The sequence below is a fragment of the Luedemannella helvata genome (genome assembly GCF_039528415.1).
Classification (GTDB): Bacteria; Actinomycetota; Actinomycetes; order Mycobacteriales; family Micromonosporaceae; genus Luedemannella; species Luedemannella helvata.
This window is the reverse complement of sequence record NZ_BAAALS010000012.1, coordinates 19,514-42,408: the sequence shown is the minus strand read 5'-3', so window position 1 is coordinate 42,408 and position 22,895 is coordinate 19,514. Positions and strand designations below refer to the sequence as shown.

The window sequence follows — 22,895 nt, the reverse complement described above, 5'->3', positions numbered from 1 at the left end:
CCGGGGCGGGCCGTGATCGGCCCGCCCCGGCAGAGCGCTCAGTCGAGCAGCGTGGTCACCGAGCCGGCGGCGACCGTACGGCCGCCTTCCCGGACCGCGAAGCCCAGCCCGGCGTCCATGGCGACCGGCTGACCCAACTCCACCGTCAGGTCGACGGTGTCGCCGGGCATGACCAGGTCGAGCCCGCCGAGGTCGACCGAGCCGGGTACGTCGGTGGTACGGAAGTAGAACTGCGGCCGGTAGTTCGCCGCGAACGGCGTGTGCCGGCCGCCTTCGGCCGCGGTGAGCGCGTACACCCGGGCGGTGAAGCGGCGGTGCGGCGTCAGCGAGCCCGGCGTCGCTACGACCTGACCCCGTTGGACCTGGTCGCGCTTGACGCCGCGCAGCAGCACCGCCGCGTTGTCGCCGGCCTCGGCCTCGGCCAGGGAGCGGCCGAACATCTCCAGGCCGGTGGCCACCGTGGCCAGCGTCGGCCCGAGGCCGACCACTTCGACGGGGTCGCCGACCCGCAGCGTGCCACGCTCCACGGCGCCGGTCACGACCGTGCCCCGGCCCGAGATGGTGAGCACGTTCTCGATCGGCATCAGGAACGGGCCGACCCGCTCGCGCTCGGGCACCGGCACGTACCTGTCGACCGCGTCGAGCAGGTCCACGACGGACCGCACCCAGGCCGGGTCGCCGGCGAGTGCCCGCAGCGCCGACACCCGGACCACCGGCACGTCGTCGCCGGGGAAGCCGTACGTGCTGAGCAGTTCGCGCACCTCCAGCTCGACGAGGTCGAGCAGCTCCGGGTCGTCGACCGCGTCGGCCTTGTTGAGGGCCACCACGAGGTACGGCACGCCGACCCGTCGGGCCAGCAGCACGTGCTCGCGGGTCTGCGGCATCGACCCGTCCTGCGCCGAGACGACCAGGATCGCCGCGTCCACCTGCGCCGCCCCCGTGATCATGTTCTTCACGTAGTCGGCGTGGCCGGGCATGTCGACGTGCGCGTAGTGGCGCGTCGCCGTCTCGTACTCGACGTGGGCGATGTTGATGGTGATGCCGCGGGCGATCTCCTCCGGCGCCCGGTCGATCCCGTCGAACGACACGTACCGGTTGGCCACCGGGTCGCGCTCGGCGAGAACCTTGGTGATCGCCGCCGTCAGGGTCGTCTTGCCGTGGTCGACGTGACCCATCGTGCCTATGTTGAGGTGCGCCTTCGCGCGCACGAACTCTCGTTTCGCCATGGTTGATGTGCCTCCACATCTGGCTGAGGGAAGGCATGACGGTGGTACGCGGGCGGGTGCCACCCCGCTCATAGGACTCCGCGCCGAAACCGCGCGCCGGGTACGGCCGACACCCTCTCCCGCGGGTTCCGCTGGTGCTGGGAGAGGGTCAGCGATCGGCTCGCCGCGCGCACACGGCCGCCGGCCGGCACGGGAGAACACCCGCGGGCCGCGCGAACCGGATGGCGAACATGCCGACCACGCTACGGACCTCCCGCCACCGCGCCAACCGAATAATCAATGGCAGCACATCACCCGGTTCGAGCGCTGCACCGTGTTGACGCACCCGCTGACCTGTCGTCGTTGGTATGTGGCGCGGTCATGCGGTCACGGTTGTCGCCGGGTAGTGCTTGCGGAGGTCGGAGGTCGTCATGCGGTCGAGCATCCGGTCGGGAAGGATGCGGGAAGCCCGGATGAGGAAGGCGGCCGTCGCGCCGATGGTGTAACGGGTGCGGGGCCTGCTGTCGGTCACCGCTCTGGCGATCCTCTTCGCGGCGACGTCGGAGGTCACGCCGGCCTTGGTGAACGCCGCCACGTGGGAAGGTATCGCCCGCATCAGAGCGCCGTAGCGCGCGTTCTGCTCGGGCGTCATCCCGTCATCGAGGCGGCTGAGGGCGGCCAGGCCGACGCGGGACATCTCGGTTTTGACGCCGCCCGGTTCGACCACGACCACCCGCACGCCGTGGGGACGCAGCTCGTTGCGGAGCGCGTCGCTCATCGCTTCCATCGCGAACTTGCTTGCGGCGTACGGTCCGTAGCCGGCCATCGAGATCCTGCCGTTGAGGGAACTGATGTTGACGACGCGTCCCTTGTCGCGGAGCAGCGCGGGAAGCAGCGCCTGGGTGATGGCGACGTGGCCGAAGAGGTTCACCTCGAAGATGCGCCGCCATTCGCTGAGCGGCATCACCTCGACCGGCCCGGCGCCGGGGATGCCGGCGTTGTTGACCAGCGCCCGCAGCGGCCGCGGATCCCGGTCGACCCGTGCGGCGAGCGCGGCGACGTGGTCAGGGTCGGTGATGTCGAGGATCACGGGCTCGATGCCGTTGGCCTGTAGGGGCATCCGGTCGCTGTCGCGCCGTACGCCGGCGAGGACGTGGAAGCCGCGCCGAGCCAGCTCCCGCGCGGTGGCCGCGCCGATGCCGGACGACGCCCCGGTCACGATTACCAGTTCCCGAGTTTCAGATGACGTTGTCATCTCTTGAGTGTGGGGGATTGAGATGACATCGTCAACTGGTTCAAGTGACTTAGTCATCACGGGCGGGCTAGGATCGCCTGCGTGATCAGCCGTGCCGAATCAGCCGCTGCCACGCGCCGCGCCCTGCTCGACGCGGCCGCTGAGCTGCTCGATTCCGGTGGCCTCGACGCGGTGACCTTGCGCGCGGTGGGGGCGCGCGCCGGCGTGACCCGCGGAGCGCCATACCGGCACTTCCCCGACAAGGAGAGCCTGCTGATCGCCGTCGGGACCCGGGCATGGGACACGCTCGGAGACCGCATGCAGGCCCTTCGCGCGGAACCGGGCCTATCGGCCGCCGAGAAAATTCGCGGCGGTCTGATGGCGCTCATCGACATCGGCCGCTTTCAGCCGCACCTCTACAAGCTCATGTTCAGCAACCCGCCCGGCGACCCCACAGCACTCGCCCGCGCCGCCCAGCGAAGCCAGACCGAGTTCCTGGCTGTCGTCGCGGACCTGGTCGGCGAGCAGGACGCCCGCCGATACGCAGCCCTGCTCATCAGCAGCGCGAACGGGATTGCCGGCCTGGAGGCCAGCGGCCAGCTCCCCGACCCGAAGTGGGGAGGCGTCTGCGCCGAAGACCTCACCGACACTCTCGTCGACATGATCGCCGGCAAGAGCCGGCACGCCTGACCGGGGTGTCCCTGTCGCTGATGGTTGAGAATGGTGGCCGCATCATGCTCGAGGGCGATGACGAGCTTGACGACGTCGACCTACCGATGGTCGCCCACGTGGTCGACAACATCGACGAGTACCTGGCTGCGGCGCTTGGCTTCGTGCGCGCCGTGTCGCTGGCCGACCCGGCCTCGTCCGGCCCGACCGAGGGCGACCTCCGAGCCCGAGGAGCTGCCGCTGGGCGAGCCGCAGCTCGTGTTCTATGCCGGCAACGACTGGCTCCTGCACTTCCAGGAGGGCCGGTTGCCCGGATGCGACCCGTACGGGCTCGGCGTGGTCTTTGACCGGCATCAGCCGGTACGCCTGGAAGATCTGAGCGGCGCCGAGCCGATCGACTGACGCCGCCCTGCTCGGGACGCAGGCCCACGACCTGTTCCGGTCGGTCCCGCCCGGTGTGCGGGAAAGGCAGGTTCCGCCATACCTGGATCGGCTGCCGGGCAGCCGGCCGGACCGAGGTGGTGTGCGCTACCGTCTGCTTGTCGCGGCGGCGCTGAAGATCCGCGGCGATCAGTCCGATCCTGAACAAGGCGAGGGTACCCAGATGACCGACGCTCCCGGCGACGCCGATCCCACCGCTGAGGCCGAAGCGGAATCCGAGGACCTGCCGCAGCCCTTCGAGAACCGGGCGGCACGCCGGTCCAAAGGCAAGGCACCCGTTAACCCCATCGGGGGTGCCGCAGGCCGCGTCCGCGGCCGTTCCGGGACGGTGCAGAGCCCTCGTCAGTACGGCAACCGTCGAAGCGGCTGATCTTCGGCACTCCTGGTCACGGCCGACGGGCCAGCGTCAGGTCCGTGATCGACGCTCTCCGTCGTTCCCGGAAGAAGGTCGCTGGGTGAGGTCGGCTCAGGCCGACCGGGCCGTAGCAGCGCCACGCCGAGCAGCGCGAAGATCAGCATCCAGGCGCCGATCGTGAGTCGGGCGAGCACGAATGGGCCGAAGAGGGCCGGCGTGAGCGGCACGAAGACGAAGATCCCTAGGGCGAGGACGACGAACCGAGGCCAGCCCTGCCACCGGCGGGCGCGCGCAACGGCGATGCCGAGCAGGATGAGAGCGAATCCGTTGAACATGGACAGCACGCCGTAGACGCCTTCGATCGTGTCGGTTTCCGGTGACGGGTACGCGGCGTCCCTCGCGGAGATCGCGACGAGTTCCTGCCCGGCGAGCAGCACCATGGACCCGACGCTGGCGACCGCGCCCATGACGGCGAGCACGCCGCGGCCGGCGTATCCCGTTCGCCAGACGGCGAGGAGTCCCCAGGCCAGAGCCAGATGGTGGACGAAGAAGAAGACCTGGATGGCGACGTAGCCGTCGGCGGTGAGCGGATAGCTGAACCGGTCGTCGGTCACGGCTGGTGGCACGTACGCGAGGAAGAAGCCGCACGCGACGCCGGTGAGGCCGGCGAGGAGCAGCGCCCAGCCGCCGGCCCGTCGCAGGGAGGATGTCTCGTTCATACCGGGCGACGCTAGGTTGGATCCGGGCGGCTGCCGTCCGGGAAACCACTCATCGTGGTACTCATGGTGCGCCGTGCGGTTGCCGGTACGGTGGGCCGGTGACCGACGCGCGCCTGGTTGGCCGGGCCCGTGAACTGATGGTTCTCGACCGGCGGCTCACGGCCGCGCGGGACGGTCACGGTGGACTGGTGCTCGTGGAGGGTGAGGCTGGCGCCGGCAAGACCGCCCTCGCTGATGTCCTGGTGGGCCGGGCGCGGGCCGCCGGTTTGCGGACCGCGTGGGCTGGGCCGACGTGCCGTCGGTGCGGTTGCTGTTGGCCGTGGCCGCCGCGGCGGCGGACGCCGCGATGCTGGTGGTGGGTCTCCTGCGGGAAGGGGAGGTGGGCCCGCCCGGTGACCTGGCCGGAGCGCTGGCCGAGGTCCGACGGCAGCGGGCGGTCGACCACCTGGTGCTCGGTCGGCTGTCACCGGACGAGGTGGCGCAGCTGACCGTCCTGGTGTCGGGCAGCCGGCCGGAGGATTCGCTCGTCCGCGTCGTCCAGCAGCGGGCCGAGGGCAATCCGCTGTTCGTGCGGGAGTTCGTGCGGCTGTGGGAGACGGCCGGTCATGTCGAGGGCGGGCTGCCGCAGGGGGTTCGCGACGTCATCGGCCGCCGGTTGGACCTGTTGCCGTCGGCCACCCGGGACGCGCTCCGGCGGGCCGCGGTGCTCGGCCGGGAGTTCACGGTCACGACGTTGGGCGCGCTGATGGACGTGCCGCCGGGGCGGGTGCTCGACCTCCTTGAGCCGGCGATCGCCGCCGACTCGCTGCGGTTCGACGGGCCAGGGCTGCGGTTCGGTCATGTCCTCACGCAGGAGGTGCTGTACGCGGAGCTTCCCATGGTTGAGCGGCAACGCCTGCACGCCCGGGCGGCTGCGGTGCTTCAGGCGGCCGCGGCGCCGCCGGCCTCGGGGTACGCGGGCCCGATGGACGCGATCGCGTTCCACCTGCGCCGGGCGGCCCCCCTCGGCGGGGCCGACGAAGCGCTGGCGGTGACCCGGCAGGCGGCGCACCGGGCACGCAGCCAGCTCGCGTACGAGCACGCGGCGTTCCAGTACCGGGAGGCGCTCACGCTGCTGCCACTGATCACCGGCGGTGCGGCGGAACGCGCAACGCTGCTGCTCGACGCGGCGCACTGCGCGCTACGTGCCGGCGCGGTCGAGGACGCCTGGCGGTCCTGTCGGGAGGCGGCCGACGTCGGCCGGGCGACCGCCGCGCCAGCCATCGTGGCGGACGCGGCCGTGGTGCTGCGCGGCATCACGAATTCTCCGTTGACGGCGCAGGTCCACGCCCTGAGCCGGGAGGCGTTGGGTTTGATCGGCGAGTCCGACCCCGTTCGTGCGGCCAAACTCATGGCGCAGCTGGTGATCACCACTGACTCGTTCGCGGCCGGCGGCGATCAGGACCTGAGCGGGCGCGCGTTGCGGATCGCCGAGGCCACCGGCGATCCCGACGCCCGCTTCCTGGCGATGCAGGCCAGGGCGGTCGCGTTGGTGAACAGCCAGTACGTGCTGGAGCGGTTGTCCCTGGGGGACCGGGCCCTGCGGCTGGCCGAGGAAACCGGCAACGCCGAGTACGCCGCCTGGGGCCGCACCTGGCGGCTGGACGCCCTGTGGGAACTCGGTCGCCGGCTCCAGATCGACGCTGAACTGTCCGCCTTCACCACAGTGGTGGGTCACCTGCGGCAGCCGTGGTGGCACTGGCGGCTGACGATGATGCAGGCGGCGATCGTGGCGCACGAGGGTCGCTTCGCCGCCGCCCGGGAACTCGCCGACGACGCTCGCGAACTCGGGTTGCGGGGCGGGCACGGCGAGGCGGCGTTTTTCCACCTCGTGTTCCGCGCCCACATCGCGGTATGGGACGGGGTAGGTCTGGACGAGGTCGAGGCCGAGGTCACCCGCTTCGTGGAAACCGGACCGTTTCTCGCCAGAACCTGGCTCGCCCACCTGCTCGTCGGCCGGGGTCGGCTCGACGAGGCGGCGCACCTGTGGGCCGCGGTGGCGCCGCATGTGTCCGCCTTCCCCCGCAACGCTCCTGAGTGGATCGTCGCGGCCTGCGGAAACGCCGAGGTATGCGTCGCGGTCGGCGATCGGGTCACCGCCGCGGCGATCGCTGAGGCGCTCACTCCGTACGCGGACCGGCAGGCCATCTCCGGGGCGCACACACCGTCCGCCGGCCCGGTCTCGCTCTACCTCGGGCTGATGGCGACCGCGACCGAGCGGTGGGACATCGCCGAGGGGCACCTGCGGACCGCGCTGGTGTCGGCCAAGGCGATGGACTCAGGACCGTACGAGGCGATCGCCCGGCTGGCGCTCGCCCGCCTGCACGTGCGCACCGGACGCGACCAGGCAGCCCGGGAGCACCTCGACCACGCCGTGCGCATCGCGCGGCGGCTCGGCATGCCGCGCGTGTTGGCCGACGCGACCGCCCTGCGCGACACCCGCCACAGCGTCCTGACGCCCCGCGAGGAGCAGGTCGCGGCGTTCGTGGCGGACGGGCTCAGCAACCGTCAGATCGCACAGCGGCTGCGGCTGTCGGAGCGCACGGTCGAGAACCACGTCACCCACATCCTCACCAAGCTCGGGTTCGAGTCGCGTGCGCGTATCGCCTCCTGGTACGCGACCCGGGGCGACGCGTCGCGCTGAGTACCCAGCTGAGTGGTTTCCCCGATGGCGGCCAGCCCGGCCGGCCATAGCGTCAGCGACGTACCGGAACGCTGACGCCAGGAGGCGCGACGTGATGCACGCAGTCGTGGGCATCTGGACGACGGACGTGGCCCGCAGGGACGAGCAGCGCCGCCTCCTCACCGAGGAGATCGTGCCGTTGGTGTGTCGTCAGCCGGGCTTCGTGTCCGGGTTCTGGATGGACGACCCCGAAACCGGCAAGAGCCACACCACCATCATCTTCGCCAGCCGCGCCACGGCGATCAGCTTCCGGGCGCTGGTGGAGAGCCGGACGCGGCAGGACGCGCAGGCCGGCGTCACCAGCGACATCCTCACGACGGTCGCCGTCGTGGCCGCCGCCCACCACCCAGGAGGTACACCATGAACCGCACCCCGGCCGTCGTCACCGGTCTCCTGCTCAGTCTCCTCCTCGGCCTGCTCGATGTAGCCGGCGTGTTCGCCACCGGGGTCGAGGGAGCCCCGCCGCTCGGCCTGATCTACACCGTCGCGGTACTGGGCCTGATCACCATCGCCGCCGCAGTGCTGGCCTGGCGGGGCAGTCGCCCCGCTGTGCTGACCGTCGCGGCATCGCGAGCCGTTTCGGCCCTGCTCGGCCTTCCTGTCGTTCGGCGTTGCGCCGGCCGGCCGCGCCGGCCTGACCTGCCCTCGCCCGGAACCTCGCCGCCCGCCTCAGCGAAGGGTGCGCGGATCGAGGTATCCGGCGAGGCGCCGCGTCACCCGCACCGTGGCCCGCAGCTGACGCCGTACCTCCCCGGCGCGCTCCCAAGCGTCGGTGCGTTGCGCGGGTCCCGGCTCTTCCGGGGCGTACGCCGCGCTGTCCACGAGGGACGCCAGGTGGGGCAGGCCGGCCACACCGGTGGCCCGGGCCACCACCTCGCCGGTGGTCATCGAGGGGGTCACGGCGATGCCGGCCTCGCGTAACCGCTCCAGCGTCTCCCACCAGGCACCGAGCACGGCGAGCCGGGTCGGCCCGGCCCGTCGGCGCCGGGTCCGGCGGGCGACCTTGACGGCCGGGGTGGCCAGGACGGACGCGAGGAGCAGCGCGATGAGGACCGTTGCCGCCCACGCCCAGGTGGGCACCTGTCGGTCCGCCGCGCTGGGCCCGGCGAGGTCGGCGGGCGCCTCGTCGTCGGGGTCGACGACCGGGTCCGGGCGGTCGGCCTGGCCGAACGGGTCGTCCGCCGGCCGGGGCGCCGACCCGGCCGGGCGGGCGCCGGCGCGGGTGCCGATGGGGTTGGCGCGCGGGCTCGGGTCGAGCGTCACCCAGCCGAGGCCGGCGAAGCGCACCTCGACCCAGGCGTCCACGTCCGCGCCGCTGGCCTCGAACCGCTCGCCGGTGTAGCGGGGACGCAGGCCCATCACCACCCGGGCGTCGGCGCCGAGCTGGCGGGCCAGCACCGCGTACGCACTGGCGTACTGCTCGCTGGTGCCGCGCTTCGTCGCCAGTAGCCGCTGGATCTGGTAGTAGCCGTGCCCGCCCGCGGCGTCCTCGGCCTGGTCGTAGCGGAACTTGCCGTTGTCGCGGAAGTGGCGGTAGAGGGCGAGCAACTGGTCGGCGCCCTCGGGCTGGTCGGCGACCACCCGGTCGACGAAGCTGCGCACGTCGGCCGGCAGTGGCGGCGTGAGCGGCTGTGCCGGGGGCACCGGTTGGGCGGCCAGCACGCGGTGCGGGTCCGGTTCGCCGACCCTGGCCGCCACGTCGTACGCGCGCGGCGGGGTGGTGTCGATCGGGACGGCGAGGTCGCCGGTCGCCTCGTCCACCCCGAGGCCGCTCTGGCTGACAGTCGTCGCCCGGCCGGCCGTGACCAGCCAGTCGAGTTCGCCAGCGGTCACCTCCACGTGCGCGCGTACGACCCGGGCGTCCGCCGCTTCCGCTACGGGCAGTTGGTGACCTGCGCGCCGGAAGTCACCGGCGACGGTCCAGTACGACCCGTCGAACCGGGTGAGGGTCGCCATCCGCAGCGTTGTGGTCGGCGACGACACCGTGCCCGTGAGGGCCAGCCGGACCCGGCCGTCACGCAGGGCGAGGTACTGCTGCAGCGGGCTCACCCCGCTGCGCGGCGTCACCGGCGGCGCGACGGCGGCGCGCAGGTCGGCCGGCGGCCGCGTGCCGACCCCGGGGGCGCCGGGCCCCAGCACGATCGCGGCCACGGCGGCGAGGACGGCGATGGCGGCCGCCAGCCCGGCCCGTACCGGCGAAAACCGGCGGCCCGGCGCGCTCTCCCGGGCCGCGCCGCCCGGAACCGCGCCGCCCGGCACCGAACGGCTGGCGCCGGTCAGCAGCAGACCGAGGGCGCCGGCGAGGAAGGCGGCCGCGTACCACGCCGGAAGCGACGGTCCGGCCGCGCCGAGGCTCAGCGCGATGACCAGGCAGGCGACCGGCGGCGCGGCGGCGGCCAGTGGCGTTCGGGCGTACACGGCGAGCAGGAGGGCGGCCAGGGTGCTCCACCCCGCGACGATGGCGGCCGCCGCGAGCGGCGGGCCGGTCGGGTCCGCGGGTACCGCGCCGGTGAGCAGTTGGCGGGGCCCGTGCACCACGGCGGCGCCCGCCCCGGTGACCGCCGCGGCGACGGCGACGACCGCGAGCGCGCCGACCAGCCCGGCCATGGCCGCGGGCAGCCGCGGGGCTGACCGGGACGTGCCCGACAGCGCGGCGACGACCCCCATGCCGGCCGCCGTACCGGTCGCGGCCAGCACGCCGGTCAGCAGCGGGCCGCTGAATCCGCCGAAGGCGGGCGCGAACCCGAGGCCGGCCAGGGCCCCCAGCAGGCCGGCAAAGCCGACCCGGACCAGCGGCGCGACGAGCGCACCGCGGACGAGCCCGCTCACGATGCCGTCTCCCCGCGGACGAGCCGGTTCCACGCGAACGCCGCCTCGACCGCGTTCGGCGCGTCGATGATCGCCATCCCCGGCCGGCGTGCCACGCTGCCGGTCGTCGACGAGCCGCCGAGGGCCACGACGACCACGGGGGCGTACCGGCGTCGCTGTTCGGCCAGCCGGCCCAGCAGGCCGGCGTCGATCGGGCCGGTGACGGCGACCAGGACGCCGCCGCCCGGGGCCCGTTCGATCACGCTGAGCAGCCGCAGCGGGTCCGGGTCCGGGGTCGGCTCGGCCAGCGCGAGACGGTCCATCGTGGACTCGGCGCCGCCGTCGGCCTGCTCGCCCACGACCCGCAGGGTCACCGGGCGGCCCACGCTCTCCACCGCGCGGACGACCGAGGCGGCCAGCTCTACGGCGTACTCGAAGAACTGCGCGGAGCTGAAAGCGTCCGCGCGGGCATCGAGCACGACCGTTGTCGTGGGTTCCATGGTGTCCACGTGCTCGCGGACGACGAGGGTGCCCAACCGCGCGGTCGTCTTCCAGTGGATCTGGCGCGGGTCGTCGCCGGGCACGTAGTCGCGCAGCGACGAGAACGTGACGGTGCCCAGCCTGGCCTGGTCGTTGGCCCGTCCCTCGTAGTCGAGCACCACCCCGACCGGCAACGGTTGCAGCGGATGCACCCGGGGATGGACCCACAGCACCCCGTCGGCGGTCTGCCGCTGCCGCCACGCGAGCAACCCGAACGGGTCGCGCCGCAGTACGGTCATCGGGCCGAGCCGCAGCCGGCCGCGTCGCCGGGCGGGCACCTCGTAGCGCACGGTGCGGCGACCGTGGCCGGCCAGCGGGGAGACGGCCAGCTCCACGAGCTCTCCCGCGCCGATCTGGTCGATGGCGGTGAACGCGGGCGACGGCCACCGCACGGTGTTGCGCACCTCGACCTCGCCGGTGGCGATCTCGCCCACCGTCAGGCGGGCCGGCGTGACCCGCCGGGTCAGCGTGACCGACGGGCGCACCGCGACCGCCACCAGGGCGCACGCGAGTACGGCGAACGCGCCGACCGCGATCGCGACGAGCACCGGATAGCCGAGCAGCACACCCAGGCCGTAGCAGGCGACCGCGCCGGCGGCCAGGCCGATGCCCGAGCCGGTGGCCGTGAAGCGCCGCACGTCGCCCGACCTCAGGCCCGCGCGGCCGACAGGGTCGGCACGCGCACGCTGTCCAGCACCTCCGCGAGCACCTGCGCCGCCGTGGTGCCCCGCACGTCCGCGTGCGCGGACAGCACCAGCCGGTGGGTCAGCACCGCGCCGGCCACGGCCTTCACATCATCGGGTACGACGTAGTGCCGGCCGGCGCAGGCCGCGTACGCCTGGGCCGCGCGTACCAGGGCGAGGCTGCCCCGGGTGCTCACGCCGAGGCGCAGCGCGTCGTGGTTGCGCGTGCCGTACGCGACGAGGGCGATGTAGCGGGCGATCTCCGGGGCGACGTGGATGTGCCCGACCTCGGCCTGTACGGCGGCGACGTGGTCCGGCGAGGTGACCGCGCGCAGCACCGGCGGCGCGGAGCGGGCGCGGCCGCTGAGGATCTCCTCCTCCACGGCCACGTCGGGGTGACCCAGCGAGATCCGCATGAGGAACCGGTCGAGCTGCGCCTCGGGCAGCCGGTAGGTGCCCTCCAGGTCGATCGGGTTCTGCGTGGCGACCACGAGGAACGGCGTCGGCACCCCGTGCGTGACACCGTCCACGGTGACCTGAGCCTCCTCCATGACCTCCAGCAGCGCCGACTGGGTCTTCGGCGAGGCCCGGTTGATCTCGTCGGCGACCACGACGTTGGCGAAGACGGGCCCGTGCCGGAACTCGAAGCCCTGCCGCTGCTGGTGCCACACGGACACGCCGGTGATGTCCGTGGGCAGCAGGTCGGGCGTGAACTGGATGCGGTGCGCCGTGCCGCCGATGCTGTTGGCCAGGCCCTTCGCCAGCGACGTCTTGCCGGTGCCGGGCACGTCCTCGATCAGCAGGTGGCCGCCGGCGAACAGGCACGTCAGGGCGAGCCGGATCGCGGCCGTCTTGCCGCGCAGCACCTGTTCGATGTTGTTGCTGATGGCGGCGGCCAGGTCCGCCGCGTTTCCGCTGGCGGTGGGGGCGTACATCGTCATCCGTGCGTCCTTCGTCAACGAGGGGTCGGCAGGCAGGCGGGCGGCGGCGGTGGGGCGGCGGGGGACGGGTCGGCCGCACCGACCGCGAGCACCAGGAAGCAGGTTTCCTTGACCCGGGAGAGCGGCACGGTGAACGACGTGATGTCGGCCGCGAGCTGGTCCGACACCGGCGCGCCGTCGGCGTTGACGACCAGGAAGAAGGAAAACCCCGGAAGCTCACCCGCCGCGGCGGACCACCGCACGGTCGCCGCCGAGCCGGAGGCGGTCACGGTGGCGGGCACGGTCACGAAACCCGGCTGCCCAACCGACCCGCTCGCGGCCGGTGACGCCGTGAGATCCAGGGCCGTGCCGCGTCCGGATCCGCCGGAGGTCAGGACCGCGAACGCGGACCCGGCGACAAGACCGAGGGCCACGACCATCGCGAGCAGCGGCGCCGGGCGCCGCCACCAGCGCCGTCGTGGTTGCTCTTCCTTCGGGCGTACGGGCACCGGGCGCGCCTTGCGCACGGTGCCGGGTCCGCCGTCGTCGGGTTCGGTCCGGGGACGGGCCGGCGGGGCGACCGCCATGCCGGCCAGCCGGGGCGTACCGCCGAGCCGCGACCACGCGTCGGCCACCTCGGCGGCGGCGGGCCGCCGCTCGGGCTGCTTGTCCAGGCACGCCGCGAGCAGGTCCCATACCGCGTCGTCGAGCCCGGCCGGACGCTGCGGCACCTTGTCGACCTGCTGGCGCAGGACGGCCTCCGACGTCGGCCCGGTGAACAGCCGTTCGCCGGTCAGCAGCTCGTACGCCATGGCGCCGAGCCCGTACACGTCCGCGGCGGGCGACGGCGGACTGCCCAGCACGATCTCCGGGGCGAGATAGGCGGCCGTTCCGATGAGCTGGGTACTGGTCGCGCCCTCGATCGCCCGGGCGATGCCGAAGTCGGACAGCAGCGCGGTCAGCGTCTCGCCCTGCCCGGTGACCAGGACGTTGGCCGGCTTCACGTCGCGGTGCACGACGCCGGCCGCGTGTACGGCCGCGAGCGCGTCGGCGACCTGGGCGAGCAGGCCGGCCGCCTGCGCGACGGACAGCCGGCGCCGCAGCGCCAGCCGGCGCAGGTCCTCGCCCGGCACGAGGTCCATCACGATGGCCAGCACGTCACCCTCGGCCACCAGGTCATGCACCCGGACCAGGTTCGGGTGACGCAGGCGGGTCAGCACGGTGCGTTCGCGCAGGAACCGGTTGACCGCCTCCGGGTCCTCGGTGAGCTCGGCGCGCAACAGCTTGACCGCGATCGGGCTGTCGTCCTCGCGGCGGCGCCCGGCCCACACGTGCCCACTCGCGCCCCGACCGATCTGGGCGTCGAGCAGGTACCGGCTGCCCAGCGGGCGGGGCTGCGCCACGGGCGGGTAGGCGGGCGCCGAGCGCGGCGGCATCGTCTCGTCGACGCGCCGCCCGCCGCCGGCCTCGGCGTCGGCCCGCGCGGCGGCTTCTTCAGCGGCGGCCCGTGCGGCGGCTTCTTCAACGGCGGCCCGTGCGGCGGCTTCTTCGGCGGCCCGCTCGGCGGCGTTGGCGAGCTGGTCGGCGAGGGCGCCGGGGTCGGCCGGGCGGGCGGCCGGGTCGTCGCCGTGCGCGGCGCGCAGGGTCCGGCCGACCGCGCCGGTGCCGCCGCCGAGCACCGCGAGCAGCGCCGCGGCGACCGTGTACACCTGCCCGGCGGGCGACCAGTTGCCGCCGGCGCGTACCTCCGGCGGCGTGTCGATGCCGTCGTCGGCGAGTTCGGCCAGCGCGGGGGGCAGCGGGGTGGCGAGCATGACGCCGCCCTCGCCGGCTCGCCGCAGCGCGGGCGGGCGCTCCACGAACCCTCGGGCGGCGAGGGCGGCCAGGCCGTCGGCGGCGGCGCGCGCCGCCGCGAGGATCAGCCCTACGCCGGCCGGCGGGTCGGCGGCGAGGTCCGGGCCGGGGTCGGGGACCAGCAGGTACGGCCGGCCGTCGTCGGTCACGCCGTGGTCGAGCAGGCCACTGACAAGGTCGTCGGGCACGCCGGTGAGGATCGCCTCCAGTTCGGCGCATTCGACGCGGATCCGCCGGCGCGTCGCCGCGTCGAGCGGGGCGGTCACGAGCAGGACCCGCACGGGGACGCTGTCGCCGTCGCGGACGCCGGGCACGGCTACGATCGGCCCGCCGCCGGGCACGTCACCCAGCAGCCTGACTCCCGGAAGGGCGGCTCCCGGCAGTGGCACCATGGGGGTGGTCACCTCACCGGCGTCGGTCTCCGCGAACGGAGCGGGCAGCAGTTCGCGGACCACCGTACCGTAGCCGGGCGGCGGCACTGTATTGATCATGGTCGTGCTCCGGTCGGCGCATCCGCGCTGGCCAGGGTCGTAATGTGGACTGTCGTCGCCTCGCCGCGGAGCGCCAGCAGTGCCCGCCCGCGCGGCCAGCCGCCGCCGGTCGAGCGGGGCAGCCGCAGGCCGAACACGTCGCCGTCGAGGTGGCTCGCCGGGTTCAGCAGCAGGCCGCTGCGGGGCCGGCGCGCGGTCGCCAGCCACCCCCGGTACGGGTTGGCGAGCACGTCCTCCGTGGTGACCGCGGCGACCAGCAGGCAGCCGCGGTCGCGGGCGTCGCGGGCGAACCCGTCCAGCAGCTCGGCCAGCTCGTAATCGGCGCCCAGGAGTTCGCCGTCGTCCACGACGAGCGCGAACGGGCCCGCCGCGAGGGCGTCGGCGATCCCGGCCGCGACCTCCTGCGGGTCGCCGGTGAGCACGTCGAGAACGCCCTCGCCGCCGGCCAGGTCGCGCAGCGGCGACGGGCGCGGCGCGACCGCCAGGACGGGCAGGTCACCCGTGCGCCGTCCGGCGAGGGTCGCGGCGATCGTCATCAGCGCGGTCGAGCGGCCGGCGCGCTGCGGGCCGGCCACGAGGAACGAGCCGCCCGCGTCCGCCAGGTCGACATCGACGGGTCCGAGCCGGTCGCCGCCGACCGCCGGGCTGCACACCGCCGGCCCGGCCGGGCGGGCGCCGACGCGCAACGCCTCCGCCTCGGCCGTGTTGATCTCGTCCGGGAGCCGGTCGAGCCGCTGGGGGAGGAACCGCTCGGCAACGCCGTCCCACCGGGCGCCGAGGGCGGCCGCAGCCCGGGCGACGGCCGTGGCCTGCGCCGCGCCGCCAGGATCGGGGTCGAGCACGGCGACCTGCACGTGCTCGCCGGTCGGCCCCCACACCCCGCGCCCGGGCGGCAGGTGCCGGGGCAGCCCGCGCGGGTCCACGCCGAACGCGGCCGCGTCGTCCGGCGACGCCTGCCGCAGCACCAGCCGGGCGGCCACGGCCGACGCGACGCGATGTCCGAAGCCGGTGCGGTCGGTGCTCAGCACGACGGTGACGCCGGCGGCCGGGCCGGTACGCAGCAACGACTCCAGCCGGTCGACCAGCCGGCCGCCGTCGGTCTCGGCGTACCGGTTGACGAACGCCTCCAGCCGGTCCAGCAACAGCACGACCAGCGGCAGGCTCGTCTCGGTGAACGAGCCGTGGCCGGCGGCCGTCAGCAGCCGTTGCCGGCGGACCACCTCGGCGTGCAGCATCGCGAGCAGGCGCTCGGTGCGCGCCGCGTCGTCGCCGTCCACGACCGCCCCGCAGTGCGGCAGCGCGGCGAGCGGGGCCAGCGCCTGGTTGCCGCAGTCGAGGGCGTACAGGTGCAGATCGGCGGGGGACCTGTCCTCGGCCAGCGCGACGGCGAGGGTACGCAGGACCGTGCTGCGGCCCGCCCGGACCGCGCCGGCGACCGCGACCGGGCCGGTGCGCTCCAGCTCCAGCACGAACGGGACCTGCGCCTGGGCGGCGGGCCGGTCGACGAGCCCGATCGCCGCCGCGCCCGGCGTACTGACGCTGGCGAGGGTGACCACCTCCGGCAGCGGCGGCAGCCACGGGCGCGGCGGCGTGGTCAGCCCGCTCTCGGCGGCCGCGTCGCGGATCGCGGCCACCAGTGCCGTCAGGTCCGTGTCGGGTACGGCTTCGTCGCCGCCGTGCCCGGCGCGGCGCTCCGGCAGGCCCAGGGCGTCGATCCGGCGCCGCGTCACGGTCACGGGAGCGCCCCCGTCGCCGGCGGGCGCGCCGCTCGGCCTCGGCCAGCTCACCAGGGCGGCCTGGAACTCGGTCAGCTCCGCGTGCCCGGTACGCAGGAAGGCCCGGCCGGGCAGCCGGTGCGGGATGCGGGCCGCGTCCGGCACGTCGATCACGTCCTGGGAGTCCGACGTGGACGTCACGCGCAACGCGACGCGCAGGTTCAGGTTGGCCCGCAGGTCGGCGGTCACCACGCCGGCGGGGCGCTGCGTGGCCAGGACCACGTGCACGCCGAGGCTGCGCCCGCGCATGCCGATGCCGACGACGCCCGGGACGAACTCGGGCAGCTCCTCGACGAGGGACGCGAACTCGTCGACCACGATCACGAGCCGGGGCAGCCGCGCCCCGGTACGCAGCCAGTAGTCCTCGATGTCGGTCGCGCCGGCGGCCGCGAACAGTTCCTCGCGGCGGCGCAGTTCGGCCGACAGGGAGTCGAGGGCTCGCGACACCAGGTGCCCGTCGAGGTCGGTGATGAGTCCGACGCAGTGCGGCAGGTCGGCGCAGGCGGCGAACGCGCTGCCGCCCTTGTAGTCCACGAGTACGAAGGTGAGCGCGTCGGGCGTGTTCGCCAGCGCCAGCGACGCGACGAACGTGCGCAGCAGCTCCGACTTGCCAGCGCCGGACGTGCCCGCGACGAGGGCGTGCGGCCCGTCGCGGCGGATGTCCACGCTCACCGGTCCGGCGGCGCCCAGCCCGAGCTGGGCCACTGTGCTGCGCCCGTGGGGCTGCGCCGCCCAGCGCCGCCGCACCGCCGCCGCGCTCGGCTCACCGGCGCCGCCCAGGCATCCGCCTGGGCGGACCGAGCCTTCTCCGGTGTCGATCACGTCGAGCAGGCGTGCGCGGTCGGGCAGCGCCGCGTCCTGGCCGCGCTCGCCCAGCAGCCGCAGTGGCGCCAGGGCCCGGGCCGCGGCCAGGGCGGGCTCGGGCGTCAGCCCGTCGATCAGGACGTCGGCGACCGGCGCGAACCCGGCGCGGCGTACGGTCGCCCGCGTCGCCTCGGGCCCGACGACGACCGTGGCCGCGCACTCGTCGGGCAGGGAGTGCTCCCGGTCGTCGAGGCACAGCGCGTGGACGCCGGCGGCCGGGCCGGTGGCCAGGACCTCGGCCAGGCCGGCGAGGTCGCGCAGCCGGTGCGCGCCGTCCAGCACCACGAGCATGGTGCGTCCGGCCGGCGGCCCCTGGTGGAGCGCGGTTCGGCGCTGCGTTGCCCGCTCCTCGATGAGCCGCCGGAGTTCGGCCAGGCGCGCCTCGGCCTGCGCCGCGTCCGTGGCGACCAGCCGGCGGCAGGCGAACGCCGACGATGCCGGCAGGGTGTGCGGCAGCCAGGTCGTCCACTCCCAGTCCGGCGCGGTGTCCCGCCCGGTGATGACGAGGATGCCCAGCTCGGCGGGGGAGTGCAGGATGGCGGCCTGGGCCAGCAGCGCCCGCCCCGCGGCGAGCACGGTCGAGCGAGGGCCGGCCACGCCGAGGACCCCGGCCTCGGGCAGCGAGACGGTGAGCGGCACGTCGTGCAGCACGGGCAGCGGCTCGTCAACGCCGCCCGCGGACGCCGCGTCGGGCCGCAGGATGAGGCGCGCGGGCCGGTCCACCAGGCCGATCCGCAGCGTGAGGAAGTCAGCGTCGGCGGGGCGTCGCTGCCACAGGGACGCGGCCGGCCGCGAGCGCCCCGGCCTCGTACGCCCGACCACTGTGGACGGATCGGGGTGCGCGGCCCGGTCGGCCGCCTCCTGCGCGCCGGCCGCCGCGGCCAGTTCGGCGTCGAAGGCCTCGCGGGCGCGCCCGTAGTCGGCCATCGCCCGCGCGTACTCCCGACGTCCGCTGCGCCGGTCGGCGACGAGGTTGGCCACGGCCATGAGCGGCGACAGCGCCATCATGACGATCAGGTACCCGCCGAAGCCGCCCGCCGGCAGGAACAGGTAGAGCGCCCCGCACAGCAGGGCGGGGGCGAGCGTGGCCGCCAACGGGAAACGGAACCCGCGCGGCCGGACCGGCTCGACGGGCACGAGCAGTTCGGGCAGCCGGTCGGGCGGGGTGATGCGGGGTGGCCGGTTGAACAGCCGGGTGGCCCCGTCCGCCGTGACCTCGCCGACCGGCTCGTCGCCCGGGCGGCGCGCCGCGACCACGGACTCGCCGATCGCGAAGACCTGGCCGGTGGTGAGGTCGCCCGGCGCGTCCAGGCGCCACGCGCCGAGCCGGATGCCGTTGGCCGAGTCGCGGTCGACGAGTTCCGCGCCGGCGCCGTCGGGTGAGACGCGCACCTCGGCGTGCTCGCGACTCACCTCGTGGTCGGGGATGCGCAGCCGGCTGCGGGGCGAGCGTCCCACGCCCGCCCGTTCGCCGGGCCCGACCGTGGCGGTGCGGCCGCCGTGCAGGCCGCCCACCACCGCGATCTCCCAGCCGGCCGCCCGGTCCGGCGGCAGCGTCCAGCCGGCCCGGCCGTCCGTGTGGACGGCGACGCCGTGGTGCAGGCCCGCGCCGGCCAGCGGCGCGTCGTCGGGCAGCACGCGGCCCGCGCCGACCGACAGCGGCGCGTCCGGCAGGCCGATCCCGGCCAGCCCGCGGCGCAGGTCGCCGACGGTCGCCCCGGGCTCAGCCCGCACGGCGACCTCGACGCCGTCCACCACGATGTCGACGTCCACCGGGGTTGCCGTCAGTTCGCCGCGTGGTCGATGGCGACCTTGCGGCGGTCGACCTCGGTCGAGGCGTGGGTCAGTTCCCGGGCGAGGGCGTCCAGCGCGGGGCGGAACTGCGACTCCCACGCGTGGCGGAACCGGTCGGCGGCGCCGCCGGTCCACGTCGTCGTCGCGATGAGCGTGGTCAGCGCGCGCTTGAGGTCGTCGACCTCGCCGCTGCACGTGCCGAGTCGGCGGGACAGGGTCTCCAGCTCTGCCAGTTCGGCCTGGATCATCGGGGCTCCTCGGGTCGGTGCGGGTCGGTGACCCGTCGTGCCACCGAAGCTAGGCAGCGCGGCGACGGCGCGACATCGGAAACCCTCCCCAACGCGAGGCGGTCACTGTTCGATCAGGCGCAGGTCCTCGCGAGTGATCATGCCGGTGGTCAGGGCGTACTCGGCGAGCGAACTCAGCGCGTTCCAGCCCTGCATGTTGGGCACCCCGGCGTTGGCCAGCCGGGTACGCAGGTATTCGATCCGTTTCACCAGCGTCGTGCGGGGCCATCCGAGCCGGGCCGCCGCCGCGGCGTACGACTTGGGGTTGGGGTCGTAGCGCGGCCCCTCCTGCAGGTAGCCGGCGAAGAGCGCGACCAGCGCGTGCCGGTCCGCGTCGTTGATGATCACGCCGTGCCCTGCCGAGGTGGGCAGCCCGGTCGCGTCGTCGGCCGCGACGATCCCGGCGGGCGGGCCCTCCACGATCAGTTCGTGACTGGCGTTGGCGCCGTCCACGATGACCCGGACCCGGCCGTCGACCGGCTCGCGTTGCCCGGGGCCGAGCACCCGGCGCAGGCCGTACTGGTCGACGACCGCGAACTGGCGGCTCCGGCTGCGGTTGACGACGAGCCACACGTCGCCCGCCCGCTCGATCTCGCCGGCCAGCCGGGAGATGGCCGGGTCGTCGGGGTCCAGGCACACCGTGCAGCCGCTGGCCCGGCCGAACGAGAACGACGCGTCGGCCGCGATCTCGCGCCGGACCCCGTCGACCGTCACCACGAGCGACTGCGTACTCACTGAGCCTCCACCGTGTCCGGAATTGGGGAACGGTTGCCATTCGCTCCCCGCCGCCCAACTTTGTAGCCTGTCGGGGCGTCCGGCAACCCGGAGGGAGCCCCGTGATTCCGATGCCGAAGGGCCTGCGACTGCCGAAGCGACCGGCGGGGCAGGCGATCAGTTCGGTCCTCGTCGTGGTGCTGCTCGCGGGGGCGCTCACGGTCGCCGCGGGCGCGGGGTTCGGCGTGACCCAGCCCTTGCTGGGCGACGGCTCGGCGTTCCTGGCCAAGGGTCACACGGTCGCCCACGTCAACGGCGAGACCGGCCTGTCGGACGCGGAGCTGGCCCAGCAGTTGGCCACCGGTACCGAGCGGCTGCAGACGGTACGCCTGCCCGATGGCCGGGTCGCGATCGTGAACAAGGACACCGGCACGGTCACCTTCCTGGACGCCGCCACGATGACCGTCACGGGTACGAAGCCGGGCACAAAGCCGGGCAAGCCGGGTGGGTCCGGCAAGGACGACATCGTGCCGGTGGCGACCGAGAAGGACGGCTACCTGGTCGACCTGAAGGACAACACCGTCACCAAGATCGTTACCCCGGGCCAGCCGCCCTCCCAGCCCGTCTCCGCCCCGGGGCCGATCGTGGGTGTGGCACCCGGCGGCGACTCCGCGTGGGTCGTCACCGCGACCGGCGACGCGGTCGAGGTCGTCGACGGCCGGGCCGTGCGGACCGTCCGCGTCGGCGCGCCGGCCGCCGGGATCACGCAGGCTGACGGCCACCCGGTCGTCGTCGCGACCGACGGCACGGCGTACGCGGTCGATGGCGCCCAGCCGCGCGCCATCGGCAACCTGGGCGTGTCCGGCGGCAACCTCGTGCTCGGCTCGTGGCGCGGAGCCGGCCGGCTGGTCGTGGCCGTGGACCGGCGCACCGGCCGGCTCGGCGCCCTGGACCCGCGCACCGGTCAGGTCACCACGGTCACCATCCGGGTCGGCAGGTCCGCCCGCCTCGACGCACCCGTACTCCTCGGCACCTGGGCGTACGTCCCCGACTACGCGGGACCGTCGCTGTGGCGGGTCAACCTCGCCACCGGTACGGCCGACCGCAAGCCGTTCGAGGTGCCCGGCCGCAAGGGCGTGCCGTTCTCGCTCGAGGTCAGCGGCGGCAAGGTGTGGGCCAACGACCAGTACGACCGCCGCGCGCTCGTGGTCGACGCGGACGGCACGCAACACTACGTCGACAAGGGCGCGAGCCCGGACGTCACCGACTCGCAGGACGAGACCAACGGCGGCGGGCCGACCAACCCGGCCACCCCGCCCGACCGGCCGGAGGGCGGCGAACCGCAGCCCGGACCGACGACGCCGGCGCCCGGCCCTCGGGTGACCGTGCCGACCTTCCCCGCCGGTACGCCGTACCAGTCGGCGTGCGAGCAGATCACCGCGCTCGGCCTGCTCTGCCGGCCGGCCCCGGGCGGCGACCGCGACGGCCTGGACACCGGCGACGTGATCTTCACCGATCCGCCGGGCGGCAGGCAGGTCCCCGTCGACAGCCGCGTGGTGGTCCGCTACGTCGGCCCGCTGCGCAACCCGAACGTGGTTGGCCTCCCGATCAAGCGCGCCTGCGACACCCTCGACGACCGCGGCCTGCGTTGTCGCCGCGTGACCGACCCGACGCCGGCGGACACGCCGCAGCAGCTGGGCGTGGTGTCGAGCCAGGACCCCCAGGCCGGCGAGGACATCGACAAGGGCGGCACGGTCCGGCTGACGTACCGCGACACCATCGCGGCGCCGTCGGTGCAGGGCTCGATGCACAAGGCGGCGTGCGACCAGCTGGAAAAGACGTACAAGATGGTGTGTACGGCCGTGGAGGGCGACCCGGCGACCGGCGGGAACCAGCCCGGCGCCGTCTACGCCCAGGACCCGGCGCCGGGCACGGTCGTGCGCATCGGCGACCGGATCACCGTCACGTACTACCGCGGCTCCAGCACCATCGGCCGCTACGTCGGCCGCAACGTGGACGAGGCATGCGCCGACGTGACCCGGCGGGGCTTCACCTGCGTCAAGCAGGAGGGCCTGACCGCCTGGGGCAACGGCACCGCCGGCGCCGTCTACCAGCAGACCCCCGACGCCGACACGGCCCACAACGTCGGTTCGACGGTCACGCTGACCTTCTACAGCAACACCGGCCCGGCCATCGACAGTTACGCGGGACGCGACATCAACGCCGCGTGCGCCGCGATCCAGGCCGCCGGTTACGTGTGCAATCCCGTCAACGACCTGCACCGCGACACGACCGCCAACATCGTGTACGCCCAGGACCAGGCCGCCGGCAGCGCCGCCCCGATCGGCTCGGCGGTGACCGTCCGTTATTCGCAGTGGTCCACTGTGGAGTACTACATCTACCAGCGCGACGACGGTTCGGACGTGTGGGTGCTGCGTCCGGCTGGCCAGAACCCGCCCGGCTACGGCCGGCAGGCCTTCCGGGTCGGCCAGGGCTACGCCGCCGGCACCGCCATCCCCGGCGCCTCGTTCGTCAACGGCTACTTCTGCACGATCGGCGGCGGCCGGTGCGGCGGCCTGGACGTCAACCACTTCGCGTCCCGGTTCAACGCGCCGTACTCCCTCAACGGCACCGCCTGGGAGGGCCCCACCGGGCTGGCCGTGTTCATGGCGTCCTGCCCGGCCGGCAGCGTCCAGATCTACCGGACGTGGCGGGGTGCCGGCACGGCCGCGTCCCCGCGCGTCTACAGCATCTCGTCGGACCCGAACGCGAACGGTGCCGCCGACCGCGAGGCCCTGGGCTGCGTCTGGGCGTAGCGGA

Annotated in this window: 16 protein-coding genes and 1 pseudogene; 7 read left to right on the top strand and 10 right to left on the bottom strand. The window is 74.4% G+C overall.

Annotated elements, in window-relative coordinates:
• Positions 1 to 38: 38 nt before the first annotated feature.
• Together tuf and ABD191_RS13835 are read right to left on the bottom strand one after the other, a co-directional pair.
• Positions 39 to 1,226, bottom strand: a complete 1,188-nt coding sequence (gene tuf / locus ABD191_RS13840) for an elongation factor Tu (RefSeq protein ID WP_344081266.1) — start codon at positions 1,224 to 1,226, stop codon at positions 39 to 41.
• A 358-nt stretch (positions 1,227 to 1,584) separates the two neighbouring features.
• A complete protein-coding gene (locus tag ABD191_RS13835; protein WP_344081263.1) occupies positions 1,585 to 2,460 on the bottom strand; it encodes an SDR family oxidoreductase in 876 nt (291 codons plus the stop codon).
• 81 nt (positions 2,461 to 2,541) lie between these two features.
• On the opposite strand from ABD191_RS13835, the gene ABD191_RS13830 reads away from it, so the two are divergent.
• From ABD191_RS13830 to ABD191_RS13820, 3 genes are all read left to right on the top strand, one after another.
• Positions 2,542 to 3,129 carry a TetR/AcrR family transcriptional regulator gene (locus ABD191_RS13830; protein ID WP_344081260.1) on the top strand — a complete coding sequence of 196 codons (588 nt, stop codon included), beginning with the start codon at positions 2,542 to 2,544 and terminating at the stop codon, positions 3,127 to 3,129.
• A 57-nt stretch (positions 3,130 to 3,186) separates the two neighbouring features.
• Positions 3,187 to 3,510, top strand: a complete 324-nt coding sequence (locus ABD191_RS13825; protein WP_344081257.1) for a hypothetical protein — start codon at positions 3,187 to 3,189, stop codon at positions 3,508 to 3,510.
• A gap of 121 nt (positions 3,511 to 3,631) precedes the next feature.
• On the top strand, positions 3,632 to 3,919 hold the full coding sequence (locus ABD191_RS13820) for a hypothetical protein (RefSeq protein WP_344081254.1): 288 nt from the start codon (positions 3,632 to 3,634) through the stop codon (positions 3,917 to 3,919).
• Here ABD191_RS13820 and ABD191_RS13815 read toward each other — a convergent pair.
• The gene (locus ABD191_RS13815) at positions 3,892 to 4,623 is read right to left on the bottom strand and encodes a hypothetical protein (protein ID WP_344081252.1); all 732 of its coding nucleotides are present in this window, start codon (positions 4,621 to 4,623) and stop codon (positions 3,892 to 3,894) included. The genes ABD191_RS13820 and ABD191_RS13815 overlap by 28 nt on opposite strands.
• Between ABD191_RS13815 and ABD191_RS29255 the strand changes: the two are divergent.
• From ABD191_RS29255 to ABD191_RS13805, 3 genes and pseudogenes are all read left to right on the top strand, one after another.
• A pseudogene (locus ABD191_RS29255) lies at positions 4,611 to 4,868 on the top strand (ATP-binding protein); the annotation flags it as partial. The gene ABD191_RS13815 and the pseudogene ABD191_RS29255 sit on opposite strands and share 13 nt — an antisense overlap.
• Before the next feature lie 56 nt (positions 4,869 to 4,924).
• Positions 4,925 to 7,306: an ATP-binding protein gene (locus tag ABD191_RS13810; RefSeq protein WP_344081249.1), complete on the top strand. Its 2,382-nt coding sequence runs from the start codon at positions 4,925 to 4,927 to the stop codon at positions 7,304 to 7,306.
• Positions 7,307 to 7,397: 91 nt separating this feature from the next.
• Positions 7,398 to 7,709: a hypothetical protein gene (locus ABD191_RS13805; RefSeq protein ID WP_344081246.1), complete on the top strand. Its 312-nt coding sequence runs from the start codon at positions 7,398 to 7,400 to the stop codon at positions 7,707 to 7,709.
• 305 nt (positions 7,710 to 8,014) lie between these two features.
• Here ABD191_RS13805 and ABD191_RS13800 read toward each other — a convergent pair whose 3' ends face one another.
• The 7 genes from ABD191_RS13800 to ABD191_RS13770 all read right to left on the bottom strand — a co-directional run bounded on the left by ABD191_RS13800 (position 8,015) and on the right by ABD191_RS13770 (position 20,096).
• Positions 8,015 to 10,174 (bottom strand): transglutaminase domain-containing protein, encoded by a 2,160-nt coding sequence (locus ABD191_RS13800; protein WP_344081243.1) that lies wholly within the window; start codon positions 10,172 to 10,174, stop codon positions 8,015 to 8,017.
• Positions 10,171 to 11,331: a DUF58 domain-containing protein gene (locus ABD191_RS13795; protein WP_344081240.1), complete on the bottom strand. Its 1,161-nt coding sequence runs from the start codon at positions 11,329 to 11,331 to the stop codon at positions 10,171 to 10,173. The genes ABD191_RS13800 and ABD191_RS13795 overlap by 4 nt, the downstream gene beginning before the upstream one ends.
• A gap of 11 nt (positions 11,332 to 11,342) precedes the next feature.
• Positions 11,343 to 12,317, bottom strand: a complete 975-nt coding sequence (locus tag ABD191_RS13790) for an AAA family ATPase (protein ID WP_344081237.1) — start codon at positions 12,315 to 12,317, stop codon at positions 11,343 to 11,345.
• 14 nt (positions 12,318 to 12,331) lie between these two features.
• A complete protein-coding gene (locus ABD191_RS13785; RefSeq protein WP_344081234.1) occupies positions 12,332 to 14,641 on the bottom strand; it encodes a serine/threonine-protein kinase in 2,310 nt (769 codons plus the stop codon).
• On the bottom strand, positions 14,638 to 19,053 hold the full coding sequence (locus ABD191_RS13780) for an FtsK/SpoIIIE domain-containing protein (RefSeq protein WP_344081231.1): 4,416 nt from the start codon (positions 19,051 to 19,053) through the stop codon (positions 14,638 to 14,640). Before ABD191_RS13780 ends, ABD191_RS13785 begins: the two co-directional genes overlap by 4 nt.
• A gap of 11 nt (positions 19,054 to 19,064) precedes the next feature.
• A complete protein-coding gene (locus ABD191_RS13775; protein ID WP_344081228.1) occupies positions 19,065 to 19,322 on the bottom strand; it encodes a WXG100 family type VII secretion target in 258 nt (85 codons plus the stop codon).
• 102 nt (positions 19,323 to 19,424) lie between these two features.
• The gene (locus tag ABD191_RS13770; RefSeq protein ID WP_344081225.1) at positions 19,425 to 20,096 is read right to left on the bottom strand and encodes a hypothetical protein; all 672 of its coding nucleotides are present in this window, start codon (positions 20,094 to 20,096) and stop codon (positions 19,425 to 19,427) included.
• A gap of 110 nt (positions 20,097 to 20,206) precedes the next feature.
• On the opposite strand from ABD191_RS13770, the gene ABD191_RS13765 reads away from it, so the two are divergent.
• Complete coding sequence (locus tag ABD191_RS13765; RefSeq protein ID WP_344081633.1) at positions 20,207 to 22,891, top strand: PASTA domain-containing protein; 2,685 nt, start codon at positions 20,207 to 20,209, stop codon at positions 22,889 to 22,891.
• Positions 22,892 to 22,895 lie beyond the last annotated feature (4 nt).